The following is a 25,561-nucleotide window of genomic DNA, read 5'->3' as shown; positions in this document are numbered from 1 at the left end:
CATGGCATATGTTATTATCGGAAATGGCATTGCATCACTGGGCGCCATCGACGGCATCAGGAAATATGACCGTGATACCCCCATTATAGTGATCGGGGCGGAGAATACTGCTGCTTACGGTAAGCCGCTTACTTCTTACCTGCTGGCAGGACGCATCAATCCCGAACGGTTCTCCATGCGTTCGGGGGATTACTACACGGGTAAGGATGTAACCCTCAAACTTGCAACCTATATTGAGAAAATTGACCTTGAAACACGGGAACTGCTGACCTCTGATGGCACCAAAATTCCATATGAAAAATTGCTCATTGCTACCGGGGGCAAACCATTTGTGCCGGAGATCAAGGGTGTTGAAGGGGATGATGTTTATAATTTTACCGCCGCTAAAGATGCTTATAAATTGATTGAATCGGTTAAGAGTTTGAAGCGGGCGGTTGTTATCGGCGGCGGATTAATCGGGATGAAGGCTGCTGAGTCTTTATACAATCGAGGTGTGGAGGTTACTGTTGTAGAAGAGAGGGATCGCATTTTGTCCCTTGCTTATGATGACAAAGCAGCCGGGTTGATTTCCCGTCGGGTGGGAGAAGCCGGAATGATGGTTCGCTGCGGGGTAAACGGCAGGGAGATTGTGCGCGACAAAACAGGTAAGCTGCGCGGAATCCTGTTGGACGACAAAAGTTTTCTTGAAGCGGACGCCATTGTTCTCGCTATCGGTGTGGTCTCGAATGTTCGGCTTGCAGAGGAAGCGGGACTCTCTGTGGATAAGGGGATTCTTGTCGATGACAATATGTTTACCGGAGTAGACAATATTTATGCAGCCGGAGACGTAGCTCAGGCCCGTGATGTTGTCTTTGACAAAGACAAGGTTGTCCCGATCTGGTCTAATGCTTACACTCAAGGTTACTACGCCGGGCGAAATATGGCTGGAAATAAATCCGCCTATCCCGGAACCATGTCCATGAGTTCGATAAGTTTTTTCGGCCTTCCTACTATTTCTGTAGGCGAGGTCAATCCAGATTCTGCTGATCCTGATTATGAGATTTATACTTTTTTTGATGAACCGAAGCAGAGTTATCGCAGGCTGGTTTTTAAAAAAGATCAGCTGGTCGGTTATGTTCTGGTAGGGGATATTGATTTCGCAGGCATGTATACATCGTTTATCAAATTTAAATTCAAAGTAGATGCTCAAACCCGTAAACGGCTCAGTGAAGGAGAGCCGGATGTCCTCATGTGGCCGGACGATTTTTTCAACAAGGCATGGAACCCTGAAAGCAAATAGGCCGCCGGAGGTCTCAGACATGAAAGCACCTGATAATTATCATGATTTTGAGAAGGATATCTCGGGTTGCGGGGTGTTCGGTGTAATCAGCAAACGCCGGGAGTGTATTCCGGGCGATATTCCCATCCGGGCCATGGCCTGTATGCATGACCGGGGCAACGGACTGGGCGGCGGTTTTGCCGCCTATGGCATTTACCCGGAACTGGCGGATAAATACTGCCTGCAATTGCTTTGCGATGACCAACAGGCTCTTGATAAGGCTGAGGTCATAATCAAAAGATTTTTTGATATTAATGAGTCCGAACCCATACGGACCCGGAAGGTGCTCAGCATTACGAATCCGCCTGTGGTCTGGCGCTTTTTTGTTTATCCCAAAGAATTGAGGCCCCAATCCGATTTTAGCGGCGGAGATGAAGCTGATTATATCGTCGGCGTGGTTATGAAGATCAATAAGGAAGTTCCGGGAGCTTTTGTGCTTTCCAGCGGGAAAAATATGGGTGCCTTTAAAGGGGTGGGATACCCGGAAGATATTGCGGAATTTTATCGGCTGGATGAATATACGGCTTATCTCTGGACCGGGCATAACCGGTTCCCGACCAATACGCCGGGCTGGTGGGGCGGGGCGCATCCGTTTACTATTCTGGACTGGTCCATTGTTCATAACGGTGAGATATCATCATACGGTATCAATCGTCGGTATCTTTGTACCCATGGGTATGAATGCACCATGAATACCGATACGGAAGTTGTTGCATATTTAATTGATTTGCTGGTACGTAAACACGGTTTGAGCCGAAAACTGGCTTCCTCTGTTTTTGCTCCTCCTTTCTGGGAGGAGATTGAAAAAATGGATGAAGAGCAGAAAAAGCTTTACAGCGTACTTAGAACCACATACGCAAGTGCCATGCTGAACGGTCCGTTCGCCATTTTAGTGGCGGATTCCGACAGCCTGTGGGGGCTCAATGACCGTATCAAGCTGCGCCCGCTTGTTGTTGCCAGCAAAGATGACCGGGTCTACATGTCCAGTGAGGAAAGTGCCATTCGTAAGGTCTGTCCCGATCTGGATGAAGTCTGGATGCCCAAGGCCGGGGAGCCGGTCATAGTTCAGGCGGACGGGTGAAACCATGACCGGATCATTCAGAATAGATGCCACGGATATGGATTACCGCAGGCTCAATGAGATTGTGCGGGAAAATGTTCATAACGGCGTGAGTGAATTCGTTCTCGACAATGTTGTCGGACAAAGGTACATAGCTACAGCCCTTAAGGGTAATTTGACTTTTACGGTCAACGGCACGCCCGGTCAGGACATGGCTTCTTTTATGAAGGGGCCGAAAATAGTTGTAAACGGCAATGTTCAGGACGGTACCGGAAATACCATGGATGACGGATGTATTGTCATCAGGGGAATGGCCGGGGATGTTCTTGGTTACTCAATGCGCGGCGGGACTATTTACGTTCACGGCGATGTCGGGTATCGGGTAGGAATCCATATGAAGTCTTATATGGATCAACAGCCGGTAATTGTCATCGGCGGTAAAGCCGGTGATTTTCTGGGCGAATATATGGCCGGAGGAGTGATTTTACTTCTTGGCATGTTTTCTGGTAAACCAGATGCTCCCATTGCGGGAATGGCCTTGGGTACCGGGATGCACGGAGGAGTTATCTACGTGCGTGGAAAGGTTCCCGATGGGCTGCTCGGCCATGAAATCATGGCTGAACCCGCAGATAAGGGCGATCTTGAAGCTATAGCTGAGATTGTCCGGGATTATTCAGAGGAAATCGGTGTTGATGCGGATTCGATAATGGCTTCTGATTTTATGAAGCTTCTGCCCCGCTCACACCGTCCGTACGGGGATATGTATGTTCCCGTGTAATAGGCGGATTGTTTTATTCGTACACAGTCTTTTCAGGAGGACGTAATGTTTTTTGCAGATATCGCACACGCGATGGGTGCAGCCGGACAGCAGGCCCAGGGCGGGCCCATGGGCGCACTCGGTTCTTTTCTCCCTCTCATCCTCATGTTTGCAATTTTCTATTTTCTGCTCATCAGACCGCAGCAGAAAAAAGCCAAAGAGCACAAAGCAATGCTGGATGCTATCCAGAGGGGTGACCGTGTTCTAACCGCAGGCGGTATCTATGGCCGCGTAACCGCTGTTGATGGCGATGAACTGACCGTTGAGCTGGCAGAAGGCCTTCAGGTCAAAGTAGAAAGATCTTTTGTTTCCAATCTCGCAAACCCCGCGAAGAAAGAAGAAAAGAAAGGTAAATAATTTTTTTGTGTAGTTAAGCCTATCAAGGCAAGTTGCTTTTCGGGGTAGCCCGGAAGTGCTTGCCTTTTTAGTGTTTTTGTAACCTATCCTAGTTGAATTTATAAAGGGAGAGGAGATGAACGGGAGTCTTCGTTGGAAAATAGTCCTGACCCTGCTTGTTGTCGTGTTTGGAGTTGCTTACCTCCTTCCTTCACTGCCTGCGGTTCAGAATTCGGGAATGGCTCGCTTCCTGCCTGATGACAAAATCAGTTTGGGACTTGACCTCAAGGGCGGTATCCATCTTACACTTGGTGTGGATATGGATAAAGCCATGGATAACAACCTTGCCCGTATGGGGGATGACCTGAAGGTCGTTGCTCGCGAGGAAGGTGTAATTGTATTGAAGCCTAAAGTGCTTAAAGGCGAGAGAATCGAAGCGGTTCTTCTTAAAGAATCCCAGAAGGAAGAGCTGGAAAAGATTGTCAAGGAGAGCTTCGGAAACCTGACTATCCTCAGCACTGCAGTGAAGCCTGACGGCAAAGTCACTTACGTTTTTGCTCCCACCCCGGAATACAAAAAGTACCTGACCAAGCTGACCATGGATCAGGCAATTAAGACCATCCGCAACCGAATTGACCAGTTTGGTGTTGCCGAACCGGATATCCGCAAGCAGCAGGGTAATCGCATTCAGGTGCAGTTGCCCGGTATGCAGGATCCTGAAAGGGCAATTAAAATTATCGGTAAAACCGCCCACCTTGAATTTAAGTTGGTCGATGAAAACGCTGATCTTAAAAAAGCTGAACAGGGCATTGTGGCTCCGGGGCGTGAAGTTACTGTGATCAGACACAGACTCCCTGACGGTTCTTATATTGAAAAGCCCATCGTCCTGAAAAAAGACGCTATGCTGACCGGTGAATATATCACTGATGCCCAGACCCGTTTCGACCAGTTCAACAAACCTTACGTCACCCTGAACTTTAACAGCAGGGGCGCAAGAATTTTTGAACGGGTTACCGGTGAAAACATCAAAAAGCAGATGGCTATCGTTCTGGACGGCAAAGTTTATTCCGCGCCTACCATTCAGGATAAGATTGCCGGTGGCCGTGCTTCCATTACCGGAAGCTACTCAACTGATGAAGCCCACGACCTCGCTATTGTTCTGCGTGCCGGTTCTCTTCCTGCTCCGGTTAAAATCCTTGAGCAGAGAACTGTCGGTCCTTCCCTTGGACAGGAATCCATTGACAAGGGTATCTCTGCCGCTATCGTCGGTAGTGCGCTGGTACTTGTATTTATGTTTGCCTACTACGGCTTTGCCGGATTCGTGGCTGACGTTGTGCTGGTGCTTAACGTGATACTGATCCTTTCAGGTCTTGCAGCTTTCGGTGCAACCCTGACTCTTCCCGGTATTGCAGGTATCATTCTGACTATCGGTATGGCCGTTGATGCTAACGTAATTATTTTCGAGCGAATTCGTGAAGAACTCAGACGGGGACTTACCGCTAAAGCCGCTATTGTTGAAGGCTACAGCAGGGCGACCCTGACCATTCTGGACGCAAACATCACCACTGTGATTGCTGCGGTTATTCTTTACCAGTTCGGTACCGGGCCGGTGCGCGGTTTCGCGGTAACACTTACTCTGGGTATTATTACCTCCATGTTTACTGCTATCTTCGTGACCCGCATCTTGTTTGATCTTTACACCTCCAAGCGTGCCGCCGATGCACCGCTGAACATTTAAGGAGAGTGAATAAATGGGATTGCAGATAATTAAACCCGATACCAAGATTGATTTTATCGGAGCAAAGAACAAAGCGTTCATGATATCCGCTTTGCTGATCCTGCTCGGGCTCGGTTCGCTTATTATGAACGGCGGCCCAAAGTACGGCATTGACTTTGCCGGCGGTATCGTGGTTCAGGTTAAGTTTGATAAGAAAGTTGAAGTAAAAACCGTTAAAAGCGCCTTGAAGGCAGCCAAGCTTCCCGGACTGGTTGTCCAGAGCTTCGGTCATGATGATGATAATGAAATCCTGCTTAGGACTTCATCTTCCGATATCAGTTCTTCCGAGGTTCGGAACAATATTTCAGCCGGGCTGGAGTCCGGTCTGAAAGGAACCGGATTTGAAATCCAGCGTCTGGAAATGGTTGGCCCCAAAGTCGGTGCCGACCTGCGCACCAAGGCTATCGAGGCCCTTTACTTTGCTGTGCTCCTGATCGCGATTTATATTTCCGGTCGTTTTGAGCAGCGTTGGTTTGCAGCGGCAATCATGGCCGGTGGTCTTTTTGCCGGAATCAGTGCATTGCAGCTGCTGGGAATGTCCACCACAGTGCTTATTTTCGGTGCGCTGTTCATTACTGTGGGACTCTGCTGGTACTTGAAGTTGAATTACGCACTGGGTGCAATTGTGGCGCTCATTCATGACGTCGTGATCACTGTCGGTATCTTCTCCCTGCTCGGCAAGGAGTTTGATCTGACCATTATCGCGGCGTTGCTGACAATCATCGGTTACTCCCTGAACGATACTATCATCGTTTTTGACCGTATCCGTGAGAACCTGCTTGGCAAGGTCAGTAAGTCACTTGCAGAGACCATCAATATCAGTATCAACCAGACTCTGAGCAGAACCATCCTTACTTCCGGCACCACCCTGCTGGTTGTTGCGGCCCTGTTTGCTCTGGGCGGCGGTGTAATCCATGATTTCGCCCTCGCTCTGCTCATCGGTGTAGGTGTTGGTACCTATTCCTCGATCTTCGTTGCCAGCCCCATCCTTCTCGGATTCGGTCCCGGCGCAATTGAAGACGACAAAGGTGAAGCTGAAGCAGCTTAGTTTCAGTACCCTTTCAAGGTTTATTCAAAGCGGGGACAGTTTATGCTGTTCCCGCTTTTTTTATGCATTGTGTGGCTTTTGATAGAATCTATAGATCGCTTTTCTTCATTTTAAGTTCAATTGATTTAGAGTTAATATTTTGATAAAAATGAATGTATAATTAACGGGATATTCAAATAGATAAGTTTCAGCCGTTCCTGTCGGCGTAAGGAGTCGTTGTGCATTACCCTTTCTTTTTTTTGCATATTCCCAAAACCGCAGGGACAACTTTAAATCATATTTTTGCTGCCAAATTTCCTGAAGAAACCATCTGTTCCGTATATACAAAAGAAGAGATTGATTACTTTAAAGGCATTACCGCTAAAGATATGGAACATATCCAGCTAGTTCAAGGCCATATCTTTGTTCATAATTTTGATGATTTTTTTTCCGGTTTTCTAGGCAAATACGCGTTCACTTTTTTGCGAGATCCAGTTTCACGAGTTGTCTCAGAGTATAATTTTCTGCGCACCTGGCCCGGACACCATCTGTACCATTATTTAAACACTGAGAAGATTACTTTAACCGAGTACGTCAGTAGTCAACGTCCTGAGCTTATTTATCGGGGAAAGGACTTGATGACTCGGTCGCTTTGCGGTGCTGAGGGAACTGGTGGCTCTATGCTTGAAAGAGCAAAGAAAAATCTGCAAAAAATGCATCTTTTTGGAATTACCGAGCGATTTGATGAGAGTCTGTTGATGCTGAAAAGAATGATGAATCTTGAAAACGTGTTGTACGAAAAGCGTAATGTCAGGCGTAAAAAAAGTGAGATTACTGACGACGAAGTTGCTGTTGTGAAAGAGTATAACCAGTCGGATATTGAACTTTATGATTTTGCATGCCGTCTCTTTGAACAGCGTGTTAGTGATTTGGGAACCGATTTTAAGCAGGAGTTGAATTTTTTTAAGAAGATGAATGAGCGTTATCAGCGGATAGCAGATCTTCTTATGCAGAAAAATGAAGATGAAGATGCAGATTTTATTTTAGGTAAGTAATTGTTTCTGTAATAATTGTATATTTATTCGGTATGAATTTTGGGTAGGGTGCGCCTATGGGCGTACTCTTTTTTTTGCGTTTTTTTTATTGGCTTGGAATAAATGTTGTCGATGAGTAGGCGCTTTATAATGTTATTCAAGTTGTAAAATGTTCAAATTGGAATGTATACATATGTACTTTTTGTATTGAGATGAAAAAATGATCTATTTTGAAGCGTATTGGGGTTGTTTTTTATGTTGTATGTGATTATCTTTTAATAAAATACAAACCAAAACGGTAATATGTCAAAAAAGATATAATAAAAACTTATGTGCTTTCATGGATATAATTTAAATTCTTTGACAATAATGACTGTAGGTATATAATCTTAACACTTATTAACGGAAATGCTTTATTTAAAACGAAGGTTGGATTTTACTAATTTTTAAATTTTATAGGGGGTTGTTATGCCCAGAATCCTTAGAATTAATACCCGTACCAAGGAGTTCAAATTCGAAGAACTCGGTGATTACGCAGGTCTTGGCGGACGCGCTTTGACTTCAAGAGTCGTAAACACCGAAGTTCCCGGTAATTGTCATCCTCTTTCCGCCGAAAACAAGCTCGTTTGGGCTGCCGGTATCCTCGCCGGTTCAGGCGCTGCCAACTCCGGCAGGCTTTCTTGCGGTGCAAAGTCTCCTCTGACCGGTGGTATCAAGGAAAGTAACTCCGGTGGACAGTTTGCACAGGTTCTGCCCCGTCTCGACATTCAGGCTATTATCTTTGAAGACAAGCCTGAAACTGACGCCCCGTTTTCCATTGTTGAAATTTATGCTGACCGTGTAGAGTTTAAAGATGCTTCTCCTATTGTGGGCATGGACAACTACCCCGCACACGAAGAACTTAAAAAAATGTACGGCGACAAAGTTGTTACCGCTCTGGCAGGACCTGCCGGTGAGCAGTGCCTGGCTGCTTCCACTATCCAGTTTTCCGACCCTCACCTGAATCCCGCACGTTCCGCTGGCCGTGGCGGCATGGGCGCAGTTATGGGTTCCAAAAAGATCAAGGCAGTTGTTCTTGATTCTGCAGCAAAGGGCCGTGTCAAGCCTGTTAATGAAGAAGCATTCAAAGTTGCCCGTAAACGTTGGCTTGAAATCCTCATGGGCCATCCCGTAACCAGTGAAGGTCTGCCTGCGTTCGGTACCGCTATTCTCGTTAATATCATTAACGAAGCCGGCGCTCTGCCCACCAAGAACTTCCGCTATGGTCGTTTTGATGATGTTGCCGACATTTCCGGTGAAAAAATTGCTGAAGTCATTGAATCCCGTGGTGGTAAGACCAAAGAAGGTTGCCATACCGGTTGTGTTATCCAGTGCTCTCAGCGCTATAATGACAAAGACGGCAACTACCTGACCTCCGGTTTTGAGTACGAAACCGTTTGGGGTTTCGGTGCAAACTGCCTGATCAATGATATTGACGATATTGCCACCATGGACCGCATATGTGACGAAAAAGGTATCGACACCATTGAAATGGGTTGTACCATGGCAGTTGCAATGGACGGTGGGGTTCTTAACTGGGGCGACAGCAAGGCTGGTATCGAACTGCTCAAGAAAGTCGGTTCTTCCGATGCTATGGGCCGCATCATCGGTAACGGTGCAGATTTCGCGGGTCAGGCTTTCGGCGTAGATCGCATCCCTACCGTAAAAGGTCAGGGACTTCCCGCATACGATCCCCGTTCCGTAAAGGGTGTCGGCGTTACCTACGCTACCACTCCCATGGGCGGTGACCATACTGCCGGTTATGCTGTAGCTACCAACATCCTCAAGGTCGGTGGTGATGTTGATCCTCTTTCCAAGGAAGGACAGATCGAACTTTCCAAGAACCTCCAGATTGCTACCGCAACTATTGACGGCCTCGGCCTCTGTCTGTTTGTAGCCTTCGCGGTTCTGGATACCGAAGATGCCGTTCAGTGCATGTGCGACCTCGTCGCTGCTACCCACGGAATTGAGTTTACCGCTGATGACTTCATTGCACTCGGTGTAAATACCCTTAAGGATGAACTTGATTTCAACCGCAAGGCCGGTTTCACCAAGAATGATGACCAGCTGCCCCGTTTCTTCTGCGAAGAAAAGCTTGAGCCTCACAACACTGTATGGGAATACACTGTTGAAGAACTTCAGGCTGCAAAAGTCTAAAGCTGCTTAAGATAAAATGAGTTAAGCCCGGTTGAGAAATTCTCGACCGGGCTTAATTTTTTACATCATCATATAATATTTGCGCAGCATTTCCAGCGGATATGGAGAATCCCAGTGGTTGGTGAACCGGGCAGCGGAGTAATAAACCAGCAGAATGACCAATGAGCCTGCAGCGATTATATACCATGGCAGTTTGATCCGGCTCAATCTGTCGGTGACATTTAAGCAGTCCTCTACCGGACATGCATCAATGCATTGGGTGCAACCGATGCATTCTGCAGAATTAACAGTCTGCTTAAGATCAACTTCAATTCCGCCGGGACAAGCCTTATTGCATTTGCCGCAACTGATGCATTTTTCTGGGTCTCTTTTGATTGCCACCGGAGATATTTTGGCAAGAATTCCCAGCAAGGCCCCATATGGACAGAGGAAACGGCACCAGAAGTAGGGTATGAAAATACCAAGTATCAGAATTGCACCTATGATCAAAGCAGCCGTTACGCTCATGTCAGTAAAAAAGTTCATCATACGTGCTTCGGCGGTGAAGTTGTACGGAGAGTGAATAAAGGCATCCAGTTCCCGTCCGCCCATTTTGAAGAAAACACTATTCAGGAAAAAGGCCAGCAATATGTATTTTGGGATAAGCAGCCCGAATTCAAGCTTGCCTTTGATGGTTACGGTTTTACCGATTTTTTTCCCAATCTTGTTTAGCAGGTTGTGAATGAAGCCTACCGGACACAGATAGCCGCAGAAACCTTTGCGTACGATCAGGCTCATGACCAAGACTGCGATGAAGATGGTCAGTCCGGCAGGGTGGATTTCATCGAATACGCCTTTGCTGAAAAGCTGTTTCAGGGAAAGCAGGGCGCTGATGGGCAGGAATCCTTCAACAGCACCGGGTTTGCTTACGGCAATGTCTGAATTACCGATCATCCATTGGTAGAAAAGATAAAAGCGGTATCCCACCCAGATGCAGAACAGTGTCATTGCAAACTGGATAGAATCCCGCACTAGTTTTGGGGATATTTTTATCATTTTTCCTTTGTCGGGAAGATTAGTCTTCCTGATTATCTTTCAGGTCGTTGTATACGTAGTCCCGCAGAGCCTGTACCCATGGGCGTGGAGTGATCCCGGTTACTTCCGTGAATTTGGCAGTATCGAGAACAGAGTAGGGCGGTCTCTTTGCTTTTGTGGGGTAGGCGGATGTCGGGACCGGGTCGACCCGGCAGTTGATGGCGCAGCTATCGATTGCCTCGGTGGCCAGTTCGCACCAGCTTGCCTTGCCGGAGTTGACTACATTGAAAATTCCGTAAGCGTCGTTTTTAAGTAGTTCAATGGTATATTCAGCTAAATCAGGGGTATAGGTCGGTGAACCGTTTTGGTCATGGACAACTGTAAGGCTCTCACGTTCTTTGGCGAAATTCAGAATCTTCTGTACGAAATTTGTTTTGTGCGGGCCGAACAACCACGCCGTACGAATAATCAGAATCTCGTTGTAGCCCAACTCCGAAAGCCGCTTTTCACCTGCCAGTTTAGTCTCTCCGTATACGGACTGGGGGTTGGTCGGGTCTTCTTCGGTGTAGGGCGAGTCCTTTTTGCCATCAAAGACGAAATCTGTACTGTAGTGGATCAGTTTTACATTAAACTGTTTGCATAGTCTGCCCAGAGTTGCAGGCAGAGTTGTGTTCAGCAGGTGGGCTTTATTTTCTTCGTCTTCGGCCTGATCAACCATCGTGTAAGCCACGGTGTTGAAAATGAAGTCCGGTTCTTCTCTTTCCAGCAATGCTGTCAGGGCTTCTTCGCTCAGGGGATCGAAGTCAGAACGGGACAGGGGGATGGTAACGATTTTTTGAGCCTGCAATTTTTCAGCTAGGCTTTGCCCTAGAAGGCCGGTTTTTCCGCCGAGGATTACGGCCTTTTTGCCTGCTAATTCAATCATTTTCGCTCTCCGTACCATTGGTCCATGAATTCGCGGTATGCTCCGCTGCGGACTTCTTCTAGCCAGTCGCTGTTTTCCTTGTACCACTCGACGGTTTTGCGGATTCCTTCGTCAAAGGCAACTGCCGGAGTAAATCCCAGTTCTTTCTCTGCCAGCGAGTAATCCATGGCATAGCGCATGTCATGACCGGGTCTGTCTTTGACATAAGTTATGAGTGATTCGTCTTTGCCGAGAATTTTCAGGAGTTCTTTAACCAGCTCAAGGTTGGTTTTTTCCGCAGCTCCGCCGAAGTTGTAAGCTTTGCCGGGCTGACCTTTGAGCAAGGTCAATTCAACGCCTGTGCAGTGGTCGTCAACGTAAATCCAGTCCCGTATATTGGAGCCGTCGCCGTAGATGGGCAGGCTTTCATCCGCATTGGCTTTGATGAACATGAGCGGGATGAGTTTTTCCGGAAACTGGTAAGGACCGTAGTTGTTAGAGCAACGGGTGATGGAAACGGGAAATTTGTAAGTCTCAAAGTAGGCACGGGCCATGAGGTCCGCACCGGCCTTGGAAGCGGAGTATGGGCTGTTCGGTTCAAGGGGATTCTTTTCACTGAAAGCCGGATTATCAGGGCCGAGAGTGCCATATACTTCGTCAGTGGATACGTGAACGAATTTTTCAATTCCGGCATTGCGCGCACATTCCATCATATTCTGGGCACCGAGGGTGTTCGTGGTCAGAAAAGGTGCGGGATCATTGATGGAACGGTCAACATGGGATTCAGCTGCAAAGTTGACTACTGCATCTATTTTATAATCGTGCAGCACGGAAGTAACAAAATCTTTATCGCAGATGTCTCCGTGAATGAACGTGTACCCGGAATCGGCATCCTGTTCCAGTTGGAGCAGGTTTTTGCGGTTTCCGGCATAAGTTAGTTTATCAAGGTTGAAAAGAGTCCAGTCCGGATGCCTTTCTTTCATGAGGTAAATAAAATTTGTTCCGATAAAACCGCATCCACCGGTAATGAGAAGTCGCATAAGTTCTCCACTGATTAAAAAACTATGAGGGCGAACATACCTGTTGCCTCTGTGTTATGCAAGAAAGTGCAGGTGCAAAATTGTGTGCAGGATTCGTGCTATTCCTGCTATTTGAAAGAAACTTCACCGTCCAGACAGGATAGGGCCTGATAAAGAATGATTCCCGCAGATGTGGAAAGATTCAGGCTGCGCACGTTGTCCGTGGTGGGAATGTTTACCGCATGTTTGAATTCGGCAAACATCCATTCCGGTAGTCCCCGTGTTTCCGGGCCGAGTACCAGATGGTCTCCGGGTAGGAATTGAAATTTGAAAAGATGGGTACCGCGCTTTGCGCTGGTAGTTACCAGCCGTCGTGGTTTGACATTATCTTTGTATTCCTGCCAGTCTTTCCAGACCGAAAGCTTCACCTTGGGCCAGTAATCCAGCCCGGCACGCTTGAGGTGTTTGTCAGAAATGGAAAAGCCCAATGGTTCAATGAGGTGCAGCGGAGTATCTGTTCCGGCGCAGAGTCGGGCGATATTTCCGGTGTTGGGTGGAATTTCCGGTTCAAATAGAACTATACTGAAAGGATTCGTGAATTTTTCCTGTGTCATGGCTGGAATCGATAACAGGAGATTGTGCTGAGAGCAATCCCCTGAGAGGTGTAAAATAGGGCATAAAAAAATGTCCGGATCAATCGCGGGAGGGAGGCAGAATCGCTTTTGTGTATAATTTAATTTTTAAGCTGTTCGTTTCTACCGTTTCCTGCACTCGCCTATCAGTCCAGAGCATTTTTTACAGATGGGGTTAAGAACGACTCTTAATTATAATGGCTTTCGCCTGTATTTTTATTTTGTTTAGTCTGTTCTTTTTGTCCGTCTTGATTCTTTATAAGCATCTTACGTGCCAAAATCTCACGTCGATTAGTAACTGCTTTGTATTCTGTATTTTTTTTGAAATTGTAGAAAGAGGCAGTAATATTGATCGTGGTTAGTGTCGGAAAATAGGACGTTTTTGGGCGACTCATTTGCTGAATTTGGAAAGTATGAACTACAAATTTGTAGATAAAGGGGCTTGTAGCCCCCTTCTCGAGATTCAGCATCATATGCAGGCTGGGCGGCGAAGCCTGATTAAAATTATTTAAGGCTTCCGGATGGTCTCTCAATAGTTAACGGGAAGCTTTGCTCCAAGTTTTACAGATTATTGAGAGTTTGGTGCAGTCGGAAACTGAATAATTTAAACAGCCGCGATACACTTAATTTCAACGAGTCCGCCTTTGGGGAGTGCGTTTACTTCCACAGCGGCCCGTGCGGGTTTGTGGCAGGCAAAGAACTCGGAGTATACGCTGTTCACCTTGGCAAAGTCGTTCATATCGGTGAGGAAAACGTCAACACAGATTACTTTGGTCATGGAACTGCCACATGCTTCCAGAATGGACTTGATGTTTTTCAGAGCTTGGCGGGCCTGTCCTTCTACCTCCTCGGAAACAAATTCGCCGGTCTCAGGCGAAAGGCCGAGCTGTCCGCTGACAAACGCCTGTGAATTGTAGATGGTGGCTTGTGAATAAGGACCGATTGCGGCAGGCGCATTTTCGGTATTAACAGTTGTAACGGTCATGGTTGATCCTTTTGTTTAAGATTGTTTGGGAAGTCCCCATAAATATTTGTCGGAAAACTTTTCCGGGATGAATCTGGTCACCTGTACCAGTGTAGCAACAATCAAACAGGACATTATCAAGCGTCCCCAGAATAGACCGGATACGTGTCCGCCGATCATCATCAAAAGCAGGGTGTCTTCGATAAGGCTGTGGCAAAGGCTCATCAGCGTCAGGGAATAGAATACGTCTTTTTTGTCTATGCGTCCTGATCTGGTCTCGTGGATAATCATTCCACCGCCGTATGAAAGGCCCATAGTAAGGCCGACAACAGTCAATGCCGAGGCCTTGGAGCCGATCCCCATCATCGTCAGAAAGGGGCGGAGCAGGAAATCCATGGCCGCGATGACACGGATTTTGGTCAGTATCTTCATTATCGAAAGCAGGCAGAATATGATACCGAAGATGGAAATGAGGTTGCGTATTTCACCTATGGCCCATTGCAGGAGAGTCTTGTCAATTGCTGAATTCTCCGGGGTGAGCAGAATGTTGGCCGGGCCTTGAAGCAGATCAAAATTCTGGTAGATCAGGTGCAGGATCAGCCCCATTAGGAAAGCTCCACCCATGCGGATAAGCAGTTGGAAACCGAGCTTAGGGCCGGAACTTTGGACAACCCGCAGTTCAACGGGCATGGCGTGGGCCACAAGGAGCATGGTGCCGAGAACAGTAGCCTGTGCGGCAGTTAGCGGCTGGTCTTGCGCAAGACTTAAAAATACTATTAAGCCACTGTAAATATTGTTTATAAGAGCTGTTGCCCAGACAAGGCCCATCTCTCCGGGGAGCCCAACCAGTTTCATGATCGGAGCCAGCGGTGTTGCAAGGTATCCTATAAGGTTTAACTCTTGTAGAACTTTAACGGCAATTACCACCGGAATCATGATTTTGAACAGACTAAGGCTGATGCGGGCCGCATCTTTTACTGTAGCGAGTGTGGTGCTGATGATAGTTTTCAGGAATTTCATAATGGCTGCGGATGTTGCGGATGGGAAAAAATAAAGCCGGGCAGACTGTTGTCTGCCCGGCCCAAAAAGGTAAGGTTCGGTTAGGCCAGCATTTTTTCTTTTAAGCCTTCCACAGCTTCCTCTTCGGTGCCGTAAAGTGCAAAAACTTTATGCAGTGCTGCGATATCAATAATTTTTTTAACCCGGTCACTGATGTTGAACATGGCTATGTTGCCTTTTTCTTTCATCAGCTTGTTACGCAGGGTAATCAGAGTGCCGATACCCATGCTGTCCATAAAATCAACGCTTTCCATGTCCAGTGCTATATTGAATTTTTTTTCTTCAAAGATCGGATTGATCTGGCGCTGGAACTCATGACTGACAACGTGGTTCAGTTCTGTAGATTCAATTTTGACAATAGTTATTTCATCTATCTGTTTAAAGCTGATTTCCATTCTTTTTTCCTTATTCTGTGGTTCTGTACAAGGATCACGTGTTGCAGGCTACACCGCCTTTTCAATTCAATCAAGTCTGAGTTTATCCAGGAAAATTGATTTGAAACGTTGCCCCTTTGTTATTAAAGAAAATTACTTCCCCATTTAGTTGCTGGGCAAGTGTTTCCACAAGGGTCATCCCCAGTGTTCTTGATTCGCTGATTGTAAAATTTTCAGGAAGTCCTATTCCGTTATCAGAAACCTCCAGTTTGATGCGGCCATCCTCCCGGTGCATGGAAACTTTTAGTTCGCCACCAGTCTCTCGCGTGTAAGCATGCGTAAGTGCGTTCGAAACAAGTTCGTTGATTATCAGGCCGCAGGGAATCGCGGAATCAATGCCCATATGTATGTCTTTAATATTATAAGTCGGCCTGACTTTGCCGTCCGCTGAATAGGAGCGGAGCAGAAAGCTTATCAGGGTCACAGCGTATTCACTCATATCGATGCGGGAAAGGTCGGCCGACCGATACAACTTTTCGTGTAACATGGACATGGAACGCACCCTGTGCTGGCATTCCCGCAGAAGGGTTGTTGCTTCAAGGTCTTCCGTATATCCGCTTTGCAGGCTGAGCAGGCTGGAAATTACCTGTAGGTTGTTTTTCACCCGGTGGTGAATCTCTTTGAGCATTACCTCTTTTTCTGATAGAGATGCCCGAACAATTGCCTCGGATTTTTTGCGGGCGGAAATTTCTTCGGAAAGGACTTTGTTCATAAGTTGCAGTTCTTCGGTCCTTTCACGGATTTTACGTTCCAGTTCTTCTTTGTACCTTTCATTTTCAACCATCAGCCGCGCCCTTTCACGGGTACGGTTTATGGCATTTTCAAGATCAGTAAGATCGGTGATCGGTTTGGGAATGTAATCCCAGGATCCCAGTCTGACCGTGGCGATGACGTCTTCGAATGAACCTGTGCCTGAAACAACAATAACGGGTGTCTGGGGGGATTCCTGACCTAGTTGTCTGAGAACAGAGAGACCATCCATTTCCGGCATTCTCAGGTCCAGCAGTATTACATCAGGTTCCTGTTCCCTGAATATTTTAAGTCCTTCATGACCGTTATCTGCCTGCAAAACCTGATACCCGCTGTCCTCAAGGTAGTGGGCAATTGAAAGCCTGACACTTTCGTCATCATCAATGGTCAGGATTTTTGGAATTTCATCCATGATTTATTTCCGATATAAAATTGGTCGTGAGTTAAATCTGCTGCCCGGTCATCAAAAACAAGGCAGCTGTGGTTGTTTGAACATTCAGCTTAAGCTATATTAGTGCTTGAAAACCGTTATAACTGTGTATTTTTTTTATTTTGTGAGTATATATTGATAACGGCTAATAGCCAAGCAGAGATTTCGATTTTGGAGGTTGGTTAAGGGTGGAGAAAATAAGAATCTTACTGGTCGCTGCTCCAGGTGACAATAGAGGGGTATACATCAATGCCTTGAAGGAGTTTGATATTCAGTTCGATGTTACCGAATCTCTCCATGAAATTGCTCTCAGTCATAGCAAGGTCAAGTATAGCGGATTTCTTATTGATATACCGACGCTTTTAAGATCTTCAGCTTCTGATAAATCTGAAGCCAATCTACTAAGCGATAATTTTCCTGTTATGCGTTTGAGCCATAAAGCCGGTGAAGGGATTCGTTGTATTCCGACCGGTAAATATTCCGGGCATGGCAGTACTCTGGACGAATTTTTCAAGGACAGCTGTCTTAACTTTACAGCAAGGTCTTTACGTGGCACCAAAAGAGCAAACAAGGTGTTGAACGTCCTGCTGAACAGAGACATTAATTCTGCGCACAGCCAGATGGAAAAGAGCGTAGCACTTAATTTTTCCCCTGAGGGGTGTTTTTTGTATTCCGTTTCAAGGTGGAAGAAAGGGGATACCTTATGGATTGCCATAATGGAATTGGACGACAAAGCTCCGATAAAAGCTGAAGTGCACTGGACGGTACCTTGGGGTACAAAGCTTCAGATGCCGGGGATAGGAGTTAATTTCTTGTCTTTATCCGATGAACAAGGTGATCAGATTGAAGCAATAATTCAGGCTAAGAAGGTGTAACGTGGGTGAGTTGAAAGAAGATAAGAATTTCGAACGGCTGCTGGAATGTATGGCGCGCGGAATTCTTGTGGGCGGATCGATCGGAGCTATTGCGGGGTGGTTTTTCATGGATCTTCAGCGTGCCCTATTGTTGGGTATGCTGGTCGGTTGTGTTGCCGGATTTACCATGAAGAATGTCCGGGATAAAAGGGACTCCAAGGATTAGTTTATTTCATATATTTAAAGATCAAAAGGCCGTCCTGCGAAAGCAGGACGGCCTTTTGATTTGTTCTAATGTCGTTATCTGCTGTGTTTTTACAGAATCTGATTCAGAAAAGCTCTAGTTCTGTCGGATTCAGGGTTGGTGAAAAAGTGTTCGGGATCGCCTTTTTCAATGAGCATCCCCTGGTCCATGAAAACAACTTCGTCCGCAACTTCACGGGCAAAACCCATTTCATGGGTAACCACAACCATAGTCATCCCTTCTTTTGCAACGGTCTTCATTACGTCCAGAACTTCTCCGACCATTTCCGGGTCAAGGGCAGAGGTGGGTTCATCAAAAAGCAGAACTTTGGGTTCCATTGCCAGTGACCGGGCAATGGCTACGCGCTGCTGCTGGCCGCCGGAAAGCTGGGTGGGATATACGCCCGCTTTATCGTGGATGCCTACTTTTTTCAGCAATTCCATAGCTATTTCCCCGGCCTCTTTTTTAGATCTTTTACGAACTACAGTCTGAGCGATAGTAAGGTTCTCCAGTACGGTCTTGTGCGGAAAAAGGTTAAAGGACTGGAAGACCATGCCCACCTCTTCGCGAATCTTGTTGATATTCGTATTGGGAGAGAGAATGTCCACACCGTCTATGAATATGTGGCCTGAATCAGCATATTCAAGTCTGTTCAGGCAGCGCAGGAAGGTTGATTTGCCGGAACCGGAAGGTCCGATAACGACCACAACCTGACCTTTGTTCACTGTGTGAGAAACATTGGAAAGAGCCTGAACTTCATGGGGAACATAAAATGTTTTGTATATATTCTGTACTTCTATCATTATCTCTGCACCATTTTCTTTTCAAGATACTGGACAAACATTGAGAATGCAAAAGTCAGCATCAGGTAGAGCAGGGCGCAAAGGAACCACAGCTCAAACGGCTGCAGACTTGTTGAAACCGCTTCCCTTGTGCCTTTGGTCAATTCCCTGATGGCAATTACGCCCAGCAGGGATGAATCCTTGATCATACTGATGAACTGCCCTGCCAGTGGAGGCAGGATTCTGCGGAAAGCCTGCGGCAGGATAATATGTTTCATGGCGTAGTATTTAGACATACCCAGAGAACGGGCCGCCTCCATCTGTCCCCGATGTACCGACTGGATTCCAGCGCGGACAATTTCCGCAACATAGGCTCCAGCGAAAATTGCAAGGGAAGCGATACCGAACCATAGTGGTGGAATCTGGGAAATATCATACTTTGCAAGCATGTTATTGACTAGTGTTCCCAGTACAAAATACCAGATGAACATCTGGACCAGCAGCGGTGTTCCGCGGATAAGTTCGATATATGTTATGGCGGAAAGCTTCAGGGCCGGGTTCTGTGATATTCGGGCCAGTCCGGTGAATAGTCCCAGCAGGATGCCGAAGACAATGGAAATGGCACTGACTTTAAGCGTGACGAACAAACCGTCAAGGATTACACCGGGCTTCCATTCTTTTTGTACACCGATGGTGTCGCCGACAAAAACAGTGTCGTCTTCGTACACATTCAAGCCGGAAGCAGGAACTTCATACTGTTTCGATTCGTGGTTTTCGCCGGTAACTGTAACTATAGCATTTTCACCCTGTTGCTTTATGGAAGTTACACTTCCTTCAATAGTTGCAGTAGTATTAATTTCGTCTTCGTAATAGAAGTAGTTTGGAATGCGCTCCCATCGCCATACATAATCAACCTGCTGTGTTGCCCAGTAAAGTCCGAACATGGTGGTAAACAGGCCGATAAAAAAAACAGTCTTCCAGAAAATTTCGTAGTTCCGGCCTCTGCCGGGAGCTCTCATTGATGTTCCACTCATAATTAGTCTAGCCGATTTTAATAATTTATATTCTCAAAATTAAAAAATTCAGATTGCCGGAAAAGGACCGATGAAACGGCGCAGTGTCGAACCTTTTCTGCAATCTGAATGAATGGGGGAGGACGGTGTAGGTCCACCCCCCTTTTGCGTATCAGTCTTATTACTGGATGTTTTTACGCCATGCAGTGCTCTCGAACCATTTGTGGTAGAGCCTGTCATAACGTCCGTCGTTCTTGATCTGATGCAGGAAGTTTCCGAGGAAGTTCAAGAAGTCGGGATCACCCTTGCGGATACCCCAGCCCAGGGGCTCGAAGGTGAAGGGTTTGTCGAGGAAAAAGATTTTTCCGTTGCCCTGCTCAGCCATGAAGATGGCGTTGAAGGGCAGGTCGTAGATCAAAGCGTCTGCTTTGCCGTTGAGAACTTCAAGGGCTGCGTCGGTCTCAAGGTCGAAAGATTTGTATTTTGCCTTGGGCAGGAAACGTTTTGCAGCTTGTTCACCGGTGGTGCCGAGCTTGGAAACGATGGTGTATTCAGGCTTGTTAAGGTCTTTGTAGGACTTGATTTTGCCTTCAAGTTTTTTGTTAACCAAAGCGGTCTGTCCTACAACCATGAAAGGCTCTGCAAAGTTGATCTGCAGGTTGCGTTCCTGGTTAACGGTCATACCGGCGGTGATGATGTCGATTTTGTCAGTCAGGAGAGCGGGGATGATGCCGTCGAATTCCATGTTGACCGGAACAAATTTAACACCCATGGCTTTTGCCATTTCACGGGCGAGGTCTATTTCGAAACCGACGATACGGCCTTTTTTATCAGTCATCTGAAAGGGAATGTAGCCGGAAGCGATGCCGCAGCGGAGTTCCCCGTTTTTCAGGATGGAGTTAAGGGTTGATTTTTTGGCCAGATCGATGTCGGCTGCATTGGCAGTGGCAGCAAAACCCAGCGCCAGCACTATGATCAGCATCATGCAAATTTTTTTCATTGCGTTCTCCTTTAATGTCCTTGTCTGCAATTACGTCAAAATACTCTGAGCAAATACCGATCAACCGTATTTGCCCTCAGTCAGTACTTCCTTCACAATCATTTCGATCTTGCAGACCGGGCAGATCGGCATTGATTCTTTTGGGAAATATACAATTCGGGTTTCCCGGCATTTGGGGCAGATAACCTCAACGGCCTCCTGCCTTTCTGCTTTGACTTTGTTTTTCATGAGTAATGCCCCTTTGAAAAAATAATCAGCAAAATTAACTTTTTTTTGAATAAAGTTCAAGAGAACATTTTTTTGCCTACCTTATAATTCATTGAAAACAATATTGTCTATGGAAACCTTTATTGACACGTTTGTTTTTTTGTATAATTTTCATGCTTGTGATTTTAAGGGTATTTTAACTTATTTGGAGGAATATTTATGAAGAAGATTATAGTTGCCCTGCTCTTGGCTGTTCTTGCCGCAACACCTGCTCTTGCCGGAAAAAAGGTGATCACCATTGCCTCTGATTGCACTTGGCCGCCCATGGAGTTTGTCAACAAAGATAAACAGATTGTCGGTTTTTCTGTTGACCTGATGAAAGCCTGTGCTAAGGCGGCTGGTTACGAAGTAAAAATCAAGAACGTTGCCTGGGACGGTATTTTTGCCGGTCTTGCAGCCGGAAAATATGATGCTATCTGTTCTTCTGTCTCCATTAACGAAAAACGTAAGAAAGTAATGGATTTCGCAGAACCATATTTTGAAGTTCAGCAGTCTGTTGTTACCGCCAAAGATGTTGACGCTGACAGTCTTGCCGCTTTCAAGGGCAAAAACGTCGGTGCCCAGATCGGTACAACCGGATATTTTGCCATTAAGGGTGAAGAAAGCGTAATCCCCAAATCTTATGATGAAATCGGTCTGGCTATGGAAGACCTTTACAATGGTCGTCTTGCTGCTGTTGTATGTGATGATCCCATTGCTGCAGACTTTGCACTGCAGCAGGAAGAGTATTCCAAGAAACTTAAAATCGCTTTTGTAATCAAAAGTGATAAAGCCGAGTATCTTGGTGTTGCTGTTAAAAAAGGCAACAAAGAAGTTCTTGATCTGATCAATAAAGGTCTTGCCGCTGTAAGGGCTGACGGTACCTATGATAAAATTAAAGCCAAGTGGTTCGGTAGCAATTAATTGCGCAGAACAGCAGGCTTGAGTTGAATATGAAGAGCCGGGATCGGATGTAAAAAGACCGGTCCCGGCATTTTCATGCAGCCCGGGTGAAATATATTATGAAAGAAAAAAAAGTTAAGATTGAGGTTACGGATGGGGCCAGTATTCCGGACAGCAGCGATAAAGGCCTGCTGAATGCGTGGTGGGTTTCCTTTATCGGCGCGGTCGGGGTTATTGCGTATCTGATTATAACTAAACCAGAACCATACAGGGAAATTCTCCTTTTTATACCTGATGGTATAGTGGTTACTTTTGAAGTGACCATCTGTTCTATTTTCGGGGCGCTGGTTCTCGGCCTTTTTACCGGACTGGGCAGGATTTCCAGAAATAGAGTAATTAATCTGATTGCATCTACCTATGTGGAAATTGTCAGAGGTATTCCGCTGCTGGTACAGCTTTTTTACATTTATTATGCCATGGGCCGTGTGCTTCAGGTTCCGGATATGCTTTCAGCCATCATAGCCATGAGTGTATGCTATGGTGCGTATATGGGCGAGGTCTTCCGTGCCGGGATCGAGTCTATTGATGACGGCCAGACAGAGGCCGCAAGATCGCTTGGTTTTAACAGGAAGGAGACCATGTTCCTGGTCATTCTGCCGCAGGCATGGCGGACTATTCTGCCTCCGGTAGGAAATGAATTTATTGCCTTGCTCAAAGATTCTTCACTTGTTTCGATTCTGGCGGTTGCGGATATCCTCAGGCGAGGACGTGAGTTTGCAGCTGAGAGTTTTCAGTATTTTGAAACGTATACCATGATCGCGCTTGTTTATCTCGTGATTACTTTGCTCCTTTCAAGAGCAGTAAGCCATATGGAAGAGAGGTTGAATCATTATGACCGCTAGTCCCATTATTGAAATCAAGAATGTCTACAAATTCTTCGGCGACCTTGCAGCCTTGAGTGATGTTTCCCTTGATATCAAGCAGGGAGAGAAGGTTGTCATTATCGGTCCTTCCGGTTCCGGTAAAAGTACATTGCTGCGTTCCATCAACCGTCTTGAAGAGATTAATAGAGGGTCGATCCTTGTTGACGGACTGGACGTGCATGACAAGGAAAATGATATCAACTCTATCCGTCAGGAACTTGGTATGGTTTTTCAGTCATTCAACCTTTTCCCGCATAAGACTGTTCTTGAAAACCTGACCATGGCCCCTGTGCGCCTCAAGGGTGTGGAGAAGGAGGAGGCAAGGGCTATCGCTGTTGATCTGCTCAAAAAGGTCGGCATCCACGAGAAAGCCAATGTTTATCCTTCCAAGCTTTCCGGTGGACAGCAGCAGAGGGTGGCAATCGCCCGCGCGCTGGCCATGAACCCCAAGATTATGCTTTTTGACGAGCCAACTTCCGCCCTTGATCCGGAAATGATCGGTGAGGTTCTGGATGTAATGAAAAATCTGGCCAGAGAAGGTATGACCATGGTTGTGGTTACCCATGAGATGGGCTTTGCCCGTGAAGTCGCGGACAGAATTGTATTCATGGAAAACGGCAGGATTCTCGCCTGCGCTCCTCCAGAAGATTTCTTCAACAGTGCTGAACATCCGCGCTTGAAACAGTTTCTGGATCAGATCCTGTAATTCAGGTGTTCATACCAACTTTGTGAAGCCGGTTCTGAAATTTCAGGGCCGGCTTTATATGTAATTGCGTAAATTAATAAGCTGAAAATGTTTTCAATTGTGTAATTATTTATTATACGGAGGATGAAATTGATTTTTAAATTAATGTTGGCGGGGTAGAGTTGATGTCAGGTAAGCGGATTCTGGTTGTTGATGATGAAAAAATAGTCAATCTTGATATTCAGGCTACTTTAAAACGCTTGGGATATGTAATTGCAGGTGACGCTGTAACTGGCAGGGATGCTGTTGATAAAGCGGCTGCAACCAACCCTGATCTTGTGCTTATGGATATCAAGCTTCAGGGCGAGATGGACGGCATTGAAGCAGCAAATATCATTATAAAGACATACGACATCCCCGTTGTTTTTCTTACCGCTTTTTCTGATGAAAAGACCCTCAGTCGGGCCAAATTATCCGGCCCCTTCGGTTATCTTCTCAAGCCTTTTGAAGAGCGAGAACTCCGTTCTTCCATTGAGATTGCACTTTATAAACACGGTATGGAGCAGGAGTACAGACAGGCTGTTGCCGATGCTGAAGCTGCAAATGAGGCTAAAAGTTCTTTCCTTGCCACCATCAGCCATGAATTAAGAACTCCCATGAACGGGATTCTGGGATTGAGTGAAATTCTACTCAGTACCGGTATGAGCCACGAACAACAGGAGTACGTCGAGCTGATCAAAGGTTCTGCTTCATCCCTGCTGCGGGTGCTTAATGATATGCTCGACTACTCAAAGATCGAGCGCCGTATTCTGGAATTAAGGGAAGGCGTTTTTGCTGTGCGCCAGATTCTGGCGCTGGTTATGAACTCCCATCAGCCGAATGCCGAAAATAAGAAGCTTCGGATGGAGTGTTTTGTCCATCCTGATGTGTCCGGAGAATTACAGGGTGATTCCGGCAGGCTTACCCAGATTTTGAATAATCTGGTCAGCAATGCGATCAAATATACCGATATGGGCGGCATTTCAATTGAAGTGATGCCCGATGAGTGTGATGTCGAGCCTTATCCTGCCGGGTGTATCCGGCTTCTTTTTGTTGTTTCTGATACCGGTGTCGGGATATCCCGTAATGAAGCGGATACTATTTTTGAGAGCTTTACTCAGCTGGAAGACTACATGACCCGCAAGCATGGCGGGATCGGGCTTGGGCTGGCTATTACCCACAATCTGGTGAACATGTTGCAGGGGGCAATCTGGCTGGACACCGAGCCTGATCAGGGCAGTAGTTTTTATTTTACCGCTGTATTCAAAAGCGTGCATGATTGTCATGAGGAAGAGTTGCCGCAGGAACAGAAAATTTATGATTTTTCCAATTTCAAGCGGGTCATGCTTGCCGATGATAATATTATAACCCGCAGGGTTGTTTCCGCATTTCTTGAAAATCTCAATTGTGAGCTGGAAATGGTTGAGAATGGCCGGGAAGCTATCAGCCTTCTGGCCGGTAAGCCGTTTGATCTTGTTATTATGGACATCCAGATGCCTATCATGGACGGATTGGAAGCCACGCGGCTTATCCGTGCAGGTTATATTGAGAATGTAGACCCGCAGATTCCTATTTTGGCACTTACGGCACATGCCATGAAAGGGGACCGGGAGCGCTGTCTTGAGGTCGGCATGGACGGTTATCTGTCCAAGCCTTTTAATTCTGCCGGATTGATGGAAGCTATGCTTTCAGTTGTGGAAAGAGGCGAGGGCAAGAGTCCTATTCGTATTCAATCTCAAGAGAATTTAAAAAAACTTACCAGCCTTGATTTAAAGGGCACCATTGCCCGCCTTGATGGTAACGATGAACTTGTCCGTGAAATTTACCGCCACTTTTTGACGTTGGTGCCTGCGCATATTACCAAACTTAATGAAGCCGTGGATAATACTGACGTGGAAAAGGTCAGGAGTGAGGTTGCGCTTTTACGTGGTCTGTCTTTGGATGTCGGAGCCCATAAATTGTCTATACTTTCCCGGGAAATAGAAAAATATCTGCAACATGGAAATCTGGTTACAACACATGGGTTGATTTCTAAGATGAAGGGTGAAGCCGATAACGTTCTTGCGGAAATGGCTGATTATATTTTCAAATCTTCCTGATT

General features: G+C 46.4%; 26 protein-coding genes. 14 read left to right on the top strand and 12 right to left on the bottom strand.

Annotation, left to right across the window (positions count from 1 at the left end):
- Nucleotide 1 precedes the first annotated feature (1 nt).
- The 8 genes from ACKU41_RS03480 (at nt 2) to ACKU41_RS03445 (ending at nt 9,565) form a co-directional block, all read left to right on the top strand.
- Nucleotides 2-1,279, top strand: coding sequence for an FAD-dependent oxidoreductase (locus ACKU41_RS03480; RefSeq protein ID WP_321404171.1), 1,278 nt, complete (start codon nt 2-4; stop codon nt 1,277-1,279).
- 19 nt (nt 1,280-1,298) lie between these two features.
- On the top strand, nt 1,299-2,399 hold the full coding sequence (locus tag ACKU41_RS03475; RefSeq protein WP_319779786.1) for a glutamine amidotransferase family protein: 1,101 nt from the start codon (nt 1,299-1,301) through the stop codon (nt 2,397-2,399).
- 4 nt (nt 2,400-2,403) lie between these two features.
- Nucleotides 2,404-3,156 (top strand): hypothetical protein, encoded by a 753-nt coding sequence (locus tag ACKU41_RS03470; RefSeq protein WP_321404169.1) that lies wholly within the window; start codon nt 2,404-2,406, stop codon nt 3,154-3,156.
- Nucleotides 3,157-3,201: 45 nt separating this feature from the next.
- Nucleotides 3,202-3,552, top strand: a complete 351-nt coding sequence (yajC, locus tag ACKU41_RS03465; protein ID WP_319779784.1) for a preprotein translocase subunit YajC — start codon at nt 3,202-3,204, stop codon at nt 3,550-3,552.
- A 115-nt stretch (nt 3,553-3,667) separates the two neighbouring features.
- Complete coding sequence (gene secD, locus ACKU41_RS03460) at nt 3,668-5,269, top strand: protein translocase subunit SecD (protein WP_321404167.1); 1,602 nt, start codon at nt 3,668-3,670, stop codon at nt 5,267-5,269.
- 13 nt (nt 5,270-5,282) lie between these two features.
- Nucleotides 5,283-6,356 carry a protein translocase subunit SecF gene (gene secF / locus ACKU41_RS03455; protein WP_321404165.1) on the top strand — a complete coding sequence of 358 codons (1,074 nt, stop codon included), beginning with the start codon at nt 5,283-5,285 and terminating at the stop codon, nt 6,354-6,356.
- Nucleotides 6,357-6,574: 218 nt separating this feature from the next.
- Entirely contained in the window at nt 6,575-7,390 is an 816-nt protein-coding gene (locus ACKU41_RS03450) for a sulfotransferase family 2 domain-containing protein (RefSeq protein ID WP_319779781.1), read from the top strand.
- A 447-nt stretch (nt 7,391-7,837) separates the two neighbouring features.
- Nucleotides 7,838-9,565, top strand: a complete 1,728-nt coding sequence (locus ACKU41_RS03445; protein WP_321404158.1) for an aldehyde ferredoxin oxidoreductase C-terminal domain-containing protein — start codon at nt 7,838-7,840, stop codon at nt 9,563-9,565.
- A 60-nt stretch (nt 9,566-9,625) separates the two neighbouring features.
- On the opposite strand, the gene ACKU41_RS03440 is transcribed toward ACKU41_RS03445, so the two are convergent.
- From ACKU41_RS03440 to ACKU41_RS03405, 8 genes are all read right to left on the bottom strand, one after another.
- Nucleotides 9,626-10,600: a 4Fe-4S binding protein gene (locus ACKU41_RS03440; protein ID WP_321404156.1), complete on the bottom strand. Its 975-nt coding sequence runs from the start codon at nt 10,598-10,600 to the stop codon at nt 9,626-9,628.
- Nucleotides 10,601-10,619: 19 nt separating this feature from the next.
- Nucleotides 10,620-11,504 (bottom strand): dTDP-4-dehydrorhamnose reductase, encoded by an 885-nt coding sequence (gene rfbD, locus ACKU41_RS03435; protein WP_321404154.1) that lies wholly within the window; start codon nt 11,502-11,504, stop codon nt 10,620-10,622.
- Nucleotides 11,501-12,523: a dTDP-glucose 4,6-dehydratase gene (rfbB, locus tag ACKU41_RS03430; protein ID WP_321404153.1), complete on the bottom strand. Its 1,023-nt coding sequence runs from the start codon at nt 12,521-12,523 to the stop codon at nt 11,501-11,503. The genes rfbD and rfbB overlap by 4 nt, the downstream gene beginning before the upstream one ends.
- A gap of 107 nt (nt 12,524-12,630) precedes the next feature.
- Nucleotides 12,631-13,116: a tRNA (cytidine(34)-2'-O)-methyltransferase gene (locus ACKU41_RS03425; protein WP_319779776.1), complete on the bottom strand. Its 486-nt coding sequence runs from the start codon at nt 13,114-13,116 to the stop codon at nt 12,631-12,633.
- Between the two features lie 622 nt (nt 13,117-13,738).
- On the bottom strand, nt 13,739-14,119 hold the full coding sequence (locus tag ACKU41_RS03420; RefSeq protein ID WP_321404151.1) for a RidA family protein: 381 nt from the start codon (nt 14,117-14,119) through the stop codon (nt 13,739-13,741).
- Nucleotides 14,120-14,134: 15 nt separating this feature from the next.
- Nucleotides 14,135-15,118: a nucleoside recognition domain-containing protein gene (locus tag ACKU41_RS03415; RefSeq protein WP_321404149.1), complete on the bottom strand. Its 984-nt coding sequence runs from the start codon at nt 15,116-15,118 to the stop codon at nt 14,135-14,137.
- A gap of 80 nt (nt 15,119-15,198) precedes the next feature.
- A complete protein-coding gene (locus ACKU41_RS03410) occupies nt 15,199-15,552 on the bottom strand; it encodes an STAS domain-containing protein (RefSeq protein WP_321404147.1) in 354 nt (117 codons plus the stop codon).
- A gap of 82 nt (nt 15,553-15,634) precedes the next feature.
- Nucleotides 15,635-16,753 carry a response regulator gene (locus ACKU41_RS03405; RefSeq protein WP_319779771.1) on the bottom strand — a complete coding sequence of 373 codons (1,119 nt, stop codon included), beginning with the start codon at nt 16,751-16,753 and terminating at the stop codon, nt 15,635-15,637.
- A 206-nt stretch (nt 16,754-16,959) separates the two neighbouring features.
- Here ACKU41_RS03405 and ACKU41_RS03400 point away from each other — a divergent pair, with 206 nt between their 5' ends.
- Nucleotides 16,960-17,646: a PilZ domain-containing protein gene (locus ACKU41_RS03400; RefSeq protein ID WP_319779770.1), complete on the top strand. Its 687-nt coding sequence runs from the start codon at nt 16,960-16,962 to the stop codon at nt 17,644-17,646.
- A gap of 1 nt (nt 17,647) precedes the next feature.
- Nucleotides 17,648-17,851 carry a hypothetical protein gene (locus ACKU41_RS03395; RefSeq protein ID WP_319779769.1) on the top strand — a complete coding sequence of 68 codons (204 nt, stop codon included), beginning with the start codon at nt 17,648-17,650 and terminating at the stop codon, nt 17,849-17,851.
- Between the two features lie 89 nt (nt 17,852-17,940).
- Here ACKU41_RS03395 and ACKU41_RS03390 read toward each other — a convergent pair whose 3' ends face one another.
- From ACKU41_RS03390 to ACKU41_RS03375, 4 genes are all read right to left on the bottom strand, one after another.
- On the bottom strand, nt 17,941-18,672 hold the full coding sequence (locus ACKU41_RS03390) for an amino acid ABC transporter ATP-binding protein (protein WP_319779768.1): 732 nt from the start codon (nt 18,670-18,672) through the stop codon (nt 17,941-17,943).
- Nucleotides 18,672-19,685, bottom strand: coding sequence for an amino acid ABC transporter permease (locus tag ACKU41_RS03385; protein WP_321404143.1), 1,014 nt, complete (start codon nt 19,683-19,685; stop codon nt 18,672-18,674). The genes ACKU41_RS03390 and ACKU41_RS03385 overlap by 1 nt, the downstream gene beginning before the upstream one ends.
- Nucleotides 19,686-19,845: 160 nt before the next feature.
- Nucleotides 19,846-20,664 (bottom strand): transporter substrate-binding domain-containing protein, encoded by an 819-nt coding sequence (locus ACKU41_RS03380; protein ID WP_321404141.1) that lies wholly within the window; start codon nt 20,662-20,664, stop codon nt 19,846-19,848.
- A 60-nt stretch (nt 20,665-20,724) separates the two neighbouring features.
- The gene (locus tag ACKU41_RS03375) at nt 20,725-20,892 is read right to left on the bottom strand and encodes a hypothetical protein (protein ID WP_319779765.1); all 168 of its coding nucleotides are present in this window, start codon (nt 20,890-20,892) and stop codon (nt 20,725-20,727) included.
- Nucleotides 20,893-21,090: 198 nt separating this feature from the next.
- Here ACKU41_RS03375 and ACKU41_RS03370 point away from each other — a divergent pair, with 198 nt between their 5' ends.
- The 4 genes from ACKU41_RS03370 (at nt 21,091) to ACKU41_RS03355 (ending at nt 25,559) form a co-directional block, all read left to right on the top strand.
- Entirely contained in the window at nt 21,091-21,834 is a 744-nt protein-coding gene (locus ACKU41_RS03370; RefSeq protein WP_319779764.1) for a basic amino acid ABC transporter substrate-binding protein, read from the top strand.
- A gap of 98 nt (nt 21,835-21,932) precedes the next feature.
- A complete protein-coding gene (locus tag ACKU41_RS03365; protein ID WP_319779763.1) occupies nt 21,933-22,715 on the top strand; it encodes an amino acid ABC transporter permease in 783 nt (260 codons plus the stop codon).
- The gene (locus tag ACKU41_RS03360) at nt 22,705-23,442 is read left to right on the top strand and encodes an amino acid ABC transporter ATP-binding protein (protein WP_319779762.1); all 738 of its coding nucleotides are present in this window, start codon (nt 22,705-22,707) and stop codon (nt 23,440-23,442) included. The genes ACKU41_RS03365 and ACKU41_RS03360 overlap by 11 nt, the downstream gene beginning before the upstream one ends.
- Nucleotides 23,443-23,606: 164 nt before the next feature.
- A complete protein-coding gene (locus ACKU41_RS03355; protein WP_321404137.1) occupies nt 23,607-25,559 on the top strand; it encodes a response regulator in 1,953 nt (650 codons plus the stop codon).
- Nucleotides 25,560-25,561: the final 2 nt, after the last annotated feature.

It is taken from the genome of Maridesulfovibrio sp., assembly GCF_963678865.1.
In the GTDB taxonomy this organism is placed as follows: Bacteria; Desulfobacterota; Desulfovibrionia; order Desulfovibrionales; family Desulfovibrionaceae; genus Maridesulfovibrio.
The sequence above is the reverse complement of the archived record's forward strand: the minus strand, read 5'-3'. Positions and strand labels throughout refer to the sequence as shown.

Bases quoted from the DNA above. Each gene is read 5' to 3' on its own strand.
- ACKU41_RS03365 (WP_319779763.1), top strand. From the start codon at position 21,933: ATGAAAGAAAAAAAAGTTAAGATTGAGGTTACGGATGGGGCCAGTATT.
- ACKU41_RS03475 (WP_319779786.1), top strand. From the start codon at position 1,299: ATGAAAGCACCTGATAATTATCATGATTTTGAGAAGGATATCTCGGGT.
- ACKU41_RS03370 (WP_319779764.1), top strand. From the start codon at position 21,091: ATGAAGAAGATTATAGTTGCCCTGCTCTTGGCTGTTCTTGCCGCAACA.
- ACKU41_RS03420 (WP_321404151.1), bottom strand. From the start codon at position 14,119: ATGACCGTTACAACTGTTAATACCGAAAATGCGCCTGCCGCAATCGGT.
- ACKU41_RS03385 (WP_321404143.1), bottom strand. From the start codon at position 19,685: ATGAGTGGAACATCAATGAGAGCTCCCGGCAGAGGCCGGAACTACGAA.
- ACKU41_RS03415 (WP_321404149.1), bottom strand. From the start codon at position 15,118: ATGAAATTCCTGAAAACTATCATCAGCACCACACTCGCTACAGTAAAA.
- secF (WP_321404165.1), top strand. From the start codon at position 5,283: ATGGGATTGCAGATAATTAAACCCGATACCAAGATTGATTTTATCGGA.
- ACKU41_RS03375 (WP_319779765.1), bottom strand. From the start codon at position 20,892: ATGAAAAACAAAGTCAAAGCAGAAAGGCAGGAGGCCGTTGAGGTTATC.
- rfbB (WP_321404153.1), bottom strand. From the start codon at position 12,523: ATGCGACTTCTCATTACCGGTGGATGCGGTTTTATCGGAACAAATTTT.
- ACKU41_RS03470 (WP_321404169.1), top strand. From the start codon at position 2,404: ATGACCGGATCATTCAGAATAGATGCCACGGATATGGATTACCGCAGG.
- ACKU41_RS03360 (WP_319779762.1), top strand. From the start codon at position 22,705: ATGACCGCTAGTCCCATTATTGAAATCAAGAATGTCTACAAATTCTTC.
- ACKU41_RS03410 (WP_321404147.1), bottom strand. From the start codon at position 15,552: ATGGAAATCAGCTTTAAACAGATAGATGAAATAACTATTGTCAAAATT.
- ACKU41_RS03390 (WP_319779768.1), bottom strand. From the start codon at position 18,672: ATGATAGAAGTACAGAATATATACAAAACATTTTATGTTCCCCATGAA.
- ACKU41_RS03425 (WP_319779776.1), bottom strand. From the start codon at position 13,116: ATGACACAGGAAAAATTCACGAATCCTTTCAGTATAGTTCTATTTGAA.
- secD (WP_321404167.1), top strand. From the start codon at position 3,668: ATGAACGGGAGTCTTCGTTGGAAAATAGTCCTGACCCTGCTTGTTGTC.
- ACKU41_RS03440 (WP_321404156.1), bottom strand. From the start codon at position 10,600: ATGATAAAAATATCCCCAAAACTAGTGCGGGATTCTATCCAGTTTGCA.
- ACKU41_RS03480 (WP_321404171.1), top strand. From the start codon at position 2: ATGGCATATGTTATTATCGGAAATGGCATTGCATCACTGGGCGCCATC.
- rfbD (WP_321404154.1), bottom strand. From the start codon at position 11,504: ATGATTGAATTAGCAGGCAAAAAGGCCGTAATCCTCGGCGGAAAAACC.
- yajC (WP_319779784.1), top strand. From the start codon at position 3,202: ATGTTTTTTGCAGATATCGCACACGCGATGGGTGCAGCCGGACAGCAG.
- ACKU41_RS03380 (WP_321404141.1), bottom strand. From the start codon at position 20,664: ATGAAAAAAATTTGCATGATGCTGATCATAGTGCTGGCGCTGGGTTTT.
- ACKU41_RS03355 (WP_321404137.1), top strand. From the start codon at position 23,607: ATGTCAGGTAAGCGGATTCTGGTTGTTGATGATGAAAAAATAGTCAAT.
- ACKU41_RS03405 (WP_319779771.1), bottom strand. From the start codon at position 16,753: ATGGATGAAATTCCAAAAATCCTGACCATTGATGATGACGAAAGTGTC.
- ACKU41_RS03445 (WP_321404158.1), top strand. From the start codon at position 7,838: ATGCCCAGAATCCTTAGAATTAATACCCGTACCAAGGAGTTCAAATTC.